Origin of the sequence: Amycolatopsis sp. NPDC005961, assembly GCF_040629235.1 — a bacterium.
In the GTDB taxonomy this organism is placed as follows: Bacteria; Actinomycetota; Actinomycetes; order Mycobacteriales; family Pseudonocardiaceae; genus Amycolatopsis; species Amycolatopsis camponoti.
Genome location: NZ_JBEXVF010000147.1, coordinates 1 through 6,284, shown reverse-complemented (window position 1 = coordinate 6,284; position 6,284 = coordinate 1). Strand labels below are relative to the sequence as shown.

The window sequence follows — 6,284 nt, the reverse complement described above, 5'->3', positions numbered from 1 at the left end:
CGGCCACCACCCCACGTGGTGGCCTCGACGGCATTTCACCGGCTCCGCCCGCCGGAGTCTCAGTACGTGACCGTCACCGGTCCTCGCCCGCCGTGGGCCGTCACCGTCAGCGTCTGCGTTGCCGCGTCCCACTTCCAGCTCTGCGACGGCGCCCAGCCTTCGCCGACCTTCACGCGGGACGGCGCCGACGGCACGCCGAGGAACTTGACGGTCCACTCGCGCGAAGCGACCTGGGACCGGCCCCGGGCCGGTTCGACGGTCAGCGTGTGGACGCCGCGCCGCTCGGTGTACGAGATGCAGGTCGTCGAGCTCTGCTTCGACGAAGTCCCGTTGTCCTCGTACAGCGAGAACGAACCCGACGCGCCCGGCGCCACCGTCACCGTCGCCTTGTCCAGCGGACTCTGGACGTCGTTGGGGACGTCCGCCGTCCGGGTCACCGCGACGCTGCCCGCCCGCATGAACACCGGCATCGCGGCGAGGTCCGACGTGACCTGCTGCGTCGTGCCGCCGGCGTAGGACTTGCCGCTGAAGTAGTCCGTCCACTGGCCCGGGGGGAACCAGACCGACGTCGTCGCCGAGGTCCCCGGCGACGTCACCGGCGCGACCAGCATGTCCGGCCCGTAGAAGTACTCGCTCGCCGCCGCGGTGTACGCCGCCGGCTCGTCCGGGTACTCCACGTACGTCGGCCGGACCACCGGCACGCCCGTCGTGGCCGCCTGCTGCGCCAGCGTGTAGGTGTAGGGCACCAGGTTCTCGCGCAGGTTCAGGAACTTCGTCGCCGACGCCTTCGCCGCGTCGCCGTACTGCCACGGCAGCCGGTCGCTGTGGTTGCTGTGCAGCCGGTCGATCGGCTGGAACGCGCCGAGCTGGACCCACCGCGCGTACAGGTCGTCGGGCAGCTTGAACGTCTGGTGCTGCTGCCCGCCCGAGGTGTACGTCTCGCTGCCGCGCAGGCCGGTCGTGTCGTTGTGGCCGCCGATGTCGTGGCTGATCGGCGACAGGCCGGTCGCGGCCGACTCGGCCGGGGTGATCCCGACCTCCATCCGCAGCGTGCCCCAGGTCGACGACGTGTCACCGGTGAAGTGGACGGTGCTGCGCTTGTCGGCCCACGGTCCCGTCGGCAGCCCGACCGGGCCGCCGTAGCCGCCGGCCTGCAGCGAGCCGTACGCCCGCGACGTCGCGAAGCCCCGCCCGATCGCCGGCGCGGACAGGTCGGCGTACTTCTGGTTGATCCACGCGTCCGGCGTGACGCCCGGCAGGCTGGACTTCGCCGCGTCGCAGCACCAGTCGAGCCACCAGAAGTCGTTGCCCTGGCTCATCATCTGGCCGTGCAGGTCCAGGTACGCCTTGAGCTGGTCGGGGTCGCCCCAGTCGAAGACGTAGCAGTCGGTGCCGCACCCGGACTTCGCCAGCTTGCCCTTCGCCGTGGCCTGCGCGCGGGCGAACTGCGGGTCCGAACCCATGATGCTCGGGTGGATGTTCAGGGTGTTGTGCAGGCCCTGGGACTTCGACCAGGCGAAGAACCCGGCCGGGTCGGGGAACTTGTTCGTGTCGAAGTGCCAGCCGTTCCACGTGTCCGGCGCCTTGAAGTCGGTGTCGGTCACCAGGACGTCCAGCGGCACGCCTTCACTGCGGAACTTCGGCAGGATCTTGTCGCGGTAGTCGGCCGCGGTGCGGTCGATGTACTCCGAGTACCAGACGCCGTAGGCCCAGCGCGGCAGCAGCTCCGACGGCCCGGTCAGGGTCGCCAGGTCCCGCAGGCCCGCCTTGTAGTCGTGGCCGAAGGTGAAGGCGTAGCCGTCCTGGTAGGGGTTCCCGCCGTGCGACGGCCGCTGCGTCACCTTGCCGGCGGCGGTGTCGTACAGCGCGGAAGAGGTGTCGTCGAGCAGGTACCAGCCGTCCTGGTGCAGCAGCCCTTCGGTGAGCGACGGCGTGCCGTTGTCGCCGTTGACGCCGTCGAGGCCGCGCCGGTACCCACCGAGCGTCAGGTGCGGCTGCGGTACGGCCGCGCCGGTCCGGGTGACCGCGACCGTGTCGATGTTGACGTGGCAGCTGGCGTCGTCCGGGCAGCCGAGGACGACGTCGTTCGTGCCGGCCTTGAGGTCGACCGGGACCGACGCGCTCCCCCAGGTGTCCCAGTTCGCGGTGGCCGGCATGGACAGCGTGCGCGTGACGCCGGACGCGGCGACCGTCGCCGTCCGCGTCTGGTGCAGGCCGTCGCCGCCGACGCCGTTGGCGTAGCGGACGGCCAGCTGGTAAGTGCCGGCGGACGGGACCGCCACGACGCGGTGGGTCAGCGACGAGCCGCGGTTGAGCTCGGCGACGAACCCGCGGCCGGCGTACCCGGCGTGGTCGGTCGCGACCACGGCCGAACCCGCACGCAGGCCGGACTCGGCTTCACAGCTGACATCGACGGCGCAGCCGGTGAACGCGCGAGCCGACGCGGGCGGGAAGGACGCGCCGGCCGGCAGCACCGCGAGGGCGTCGACGTTGATGTTGCCGGAGTCCGTCGCGGTCCGCTCGAGACGGAGGTTGTGGCGGCCGGCGGTGAGGGTCACCGGCACCGACGCGGTGGTCCAGTTGTTCCAGTCGGCCGTCGCGGGCAGGCTGAGCTTCTGCGCGGCGCCGCCGTCGACGGACACGCTGAGCGTGCGCGTGACGTGCTGGCCGTCGCCGCCGACGCCGTTGGCGAACCGGACGGTGACGTTGTACGTCCCGGCCGCGGCGGCGGAGACGTCGGCGGTGGCCGAGGTGCCGGGGCTTTCGAACCCGGCGATGAAGCCCTCGCCGGTGTAGCCGGTGTGGTCGGTCGCGACACCCAGCCCGTCGGCGGTGAGGTCTTCGGCCTCGCACAGCGCGCCGGTCGCACAGGTCAGGTGCCGCCACGGCGCCGCGGTCACCGCCGTCGCGCCGGCGTTCTCGCGGATCTGGAGGTTCCCGGAGTCGAACGGGCCCGAATCCAGCTTGTAGGTCAGCGTCGTCGCGCTCGTGCGGATCGTCAGCACGCCGTTCGCCGTCGTCGACGTGAACGACGGGGGCGTGAACGAGCCGCGGCCGACGGCGTTGAAGGTGGCGGCGTCGGTGAAGCGGCCGTCACCCGCGTACTCCGTGCGGATCAGCGTCGGGGAAAGGACTTGGAAACGCGCGTTGCCGGCGGTGACGGTCTGCCGTGCCGCCGCTCCGGCGTAGGCCGGCGCCACGACGGTCACGACGGCCGCGGTGACCGCCAGCACGCTCGCCAGATGGAGTGTTCTCGCTGCTCTCGTCCGCACGGCGGAACTCCGTTCCAGAAGGGGACCACCACTTTTACAACGTTGGAAAGGCGGTTCCGATCTGAGCACAGCGAGTGGCGGGATGTCCATACCAGTGAGCGGAACTGTCCGGACAGGTCGCCGTTCTTGCCCGGCAGGACACGCGAGCGGAGTACCGGACACGCTCAGGCCGAGTCGCGGACCACCAGCTCGGCGTCGAAGATGACCGACTCCGCGCGCCCCGCCGGGTCGGCCATCCGGTCCAGGACCATCCGGGCCATCGCCGCGCCCATCTCCTCCACGGGCTGGCGGACCGTCGTGAGCCGGGGGCGGCAGCTCAGGGCCACCCGGCTGTCGTCGAAGCCGATCACCGCGACGTCGTCCGGAACCCGCCGGCCCGCTTCGCGCAGCACCGTCAGCGCGCCGTACGCCATCAGGTCGTTGGCCACGAACAGCCCGTCCAGCGCGGGTTCCTCGGCCAGGAGCCGCTCCATCGCGCGTTCGCCGCCGTGCTCGGTGAAGTCGCCCTCGGCGACCGCCACGTACGCGTGGCCGTGCCGCGCCATGGCGTCGCGGAAGCCCGCCAGGCGATCCTGGCCGGCCGGTGTCCCCGCCGGACCCGCGATCGTCGCCACCCGGTGGCACCCGCGCTCGACCAGCCGGTCGGCCGCGAGCCGGGCGCCGTCTTGGTGGGCGACGTCGACGTAGCTCACCGGCGCCGGACGGCCGGGCCGGGCGAACAGCGCCGTGGGGACGCCCGCGTCGGTCAGCATCCGCGGCAGCGGGTCCTCCGCCGGGTGCAGCGAGATCAGCAGCACCCCGCTCACCTGCTCCTGCCGCAGCTTCGGCACGAGCTTCTCCCGCTCCTCGTCGCTGTCGACGAGCATCAGCAGCGGGTGCAGCCCCTGCGGACGCAGGTGCGCGACCACGCCTTCGACCACCCGGCCGAAGAACGGGTCGCCGAACACGCCGCCGGTGAACGCTTCGACGTGCCGCTCCGGCTCGGACACCACCAGCGCGATCCCGCCGGTGCGGCGCGTGACCAGCGAGCGGGCCGCGCGGTTCGGGACGTAGCCGGTGGTGGCGATGGCACGTTCGACGGTCTCGCGCAGCTTCGGGTCGACGTTGCGCACGCTGTTGACCACGCGGGACACCGTGGCCCGCGAAACGCCGGCGACCCGCGCGACGTCCTCCAGGGTCGGCGGCGCCGGAGGCGGATGCGTCGTCACCCCTTCTTTGTAGCACGCCGTGAGAGCGCTCTCCCAGCTCCTTGCCCAGGACATGCCGATGACAAATGTCATGAGCGTCCGCTGAAGTACGGCACTGCCGCCCGGGCACCCCGCGCGACGAGCATTTCCGGCATGACCACGACTCGAACCGGACCCGCCGTCTTCCGGCCGGTCCTGCTGCTCACCGGCGGCTACGCCACGCTTTCCGTGCTCACGCTCCTGGTGATCGTCCTGTTCCGGAACGACCACGCGATGGTGACCGACGCGGTCTGGGTGCGCGCCACCCTCGTCGTCGCCAGCTCGCTGCTGACGCTGGCCTTCGCCCGCAGTGCGGCCCGCGGATCGCGGAAGGGGCTGCTGAGACTGCGGATCGTCTCGGCGGTGATGCTCGTGGCGATCGTCGTCATCGTCGCGCTGCCCGGCCTGTTCCCGCTGTGGCTGCGGATCGAGCAGGCCGTCTGCGGGCTGCTGCTGCTCGGCGTCACCGTGCTGGTCAACGGCCGCCGGGCGCGGGCCCGGTAGCGTTCCGGTGGTGGACAGGACGGAACCGGCGGACGTGCAGCGCTGGGTGCGCGGCTGGCGGGTGATGGTGCTCGACGCGGGCATGCTCGTCTACCCCGCGGTCACCGTGCCCGGCGTGCTGCAGCATTCGACCGGTCACGCCGCGGTCGCCGGCTGCGTGCTCGTCGGCGTCTTCGTCGGCTGTTACGGCCTCACCGCCCGCGCCGCGGCGCAGCGGGCGCCGCGCCGGTTCTGGCCACTCCTGGGGGTGTTGGCCGTGCTGTTCGCCGCCGCGCTCCCCTTCGCCCACGCCGAGGCGTTCTTCCTCGCCACGGTCGTCGTGTCCCTCGCCGTGCCCCGGCTGCCGCGGTACTCCGGTGCGCTCGTGGTCGTCGCCGCGCTCGCCGCGCTGGTGGTGCCGTGGGTGGCGTGGGACACCGCGGGGTGGACGCAGGCGGTCGCGCTCGTGTTCACCGTGCTCGTCGTCTACGCCTTCGCCGAAGCCGTCCGGGCCAACGCCGCGCTCGTCGAAGCCCGGGCCGAGGTCGCCCGCCTGGCGTCCGAGGCCGAGCGGACCCGGATCGCCCGCGACCTGCACGACCTGCTCGGCCACTCGCTGACCGCGATCACGGTCAAGAGCACCCTGGCCCGGCGGCTCCTCGACGCCGACGGCGCCCGCGCGGGCGAGGAGATCGCCGCGGTCGAAAACCTCGCCCGCCAGGCGCTGACCGACGTGCGCGCGGCCGTGTCGGGCTACCGGGACGTCACGCTCGCCGGCGAGCTCGCCCGCGGCCGCGAGCTGCTGCGCGCGTGCGGCGTCACCGCCGACCTGCCGACCGCGGCCGACGTCGTGGACCCGGCCCGGCAGGAGCTGTTCGGGTGGGTCGTCCGCGAGGGCCTCACCAACGTGGCCCGGCACGCGCGCGCGACGCGGTGCGCGGTCACGGTGACCGAGTCCACTGTGGAGGTTGTCGATGACGGGGTGGGCGGTAGTCCCGAGGAGGGCTCCGGGCTGGCCGGGCTCCGCGAGCGCGTCAAGGCCGCCGGCGGGCAGTTCCGGGCCGGCCCGGTCCGGCCGCGGGGCTGGCGGCTGCGGGCGACGCTGTGACCATCCGCCTGCTGCTCGCCGACGACCAGGAGCTGGTCCGCCAGGCGCTGTGCGCGCTGCTCGCGCTGGAGGACGACTTCGAGGTGGTGGCGTCGGTCGGCCGCGGCGACGAGCCGTGGCCGCCGCGCGGTGCACCGCTGGGAGCGGACGTCGGTGGGCGACGTCTTCGAGCGGCTCACCTGGAGCCGCCCGGAC

Annotated in this window: 4 protein-coding genes and 1 pseudogene; 3 read left to right on the top strand and 2 right to left on the bottom strand. The window is 72.9% G+C overall.

Annotated features, from left to right (window positions below; all coding sequences use genetic code 11):
- Nucleotides 1-59: 59 nt before the first annotated feature.
- Nucleotides 60-3,272: a TIM-barrel domain-containing protein gene (locus ABZ342_RS48765; protein ID WP_360488885.1), complete on the bottom strand. Its 3,213-nt coding sequence runs from the start codon at nucleotides 3,270-3,272 to the stop codon at nucleotides 60-62.
- A gap of 164 nt (nucleotides 3,273-3,436) precedes the next feature.
- Entirely contained in the window at nucleotides 3,437-4,480 is a 1,044-nt protein-coding gene (locus ABZ342_RS48760) for a LacI family DNA-binding transcriptional regulator (RefSeq protein WP_360488883.1), read from the bottom strand.
- Between the two features lie 132 nt (nucleotides 4,481-4,612).
- On the opposite strand from ABZ342_RS48760, the gene ABZ342_RS48755 reads away from it, so the two are divergent.
- From ABZ342_RS48755 to ABZ342_RS48745, 3 genes and pseudogenes are all read left to right on the top strand, one after another.
- Nucleotides 4,613-5,002, top strand: a complete 390-nt coding sequence (locus ABZ342_RS48755) for a hypothetical protein (protein ID WP_360488881.1) — start codon at nucleotides 4,613-4,615, stop codon at nucleotides 5,000-5,002.
- A gap of 10 nt (nucleotides 5,003-5,012) precedes the next feature.
- Entirely contained in the window at nucleotides 5,013-6,089 is a 1,077-nt protein-coding gene (locus ABZ342_RS48750) for a sensor histidine kinase (RefSeq protein WP_360488879.1), read from the top strand.
- Nucleotides 6,086-6,284 (top strand): annotated as a pseudogene (locus tag ABZ342_RS48745) (DNA-binding response regulator); the annotation flags it as partial. The gene ABZ342_RS48750 and the pseudogene ABZ342_RS48745, both read left to right, overlap by 4 nt.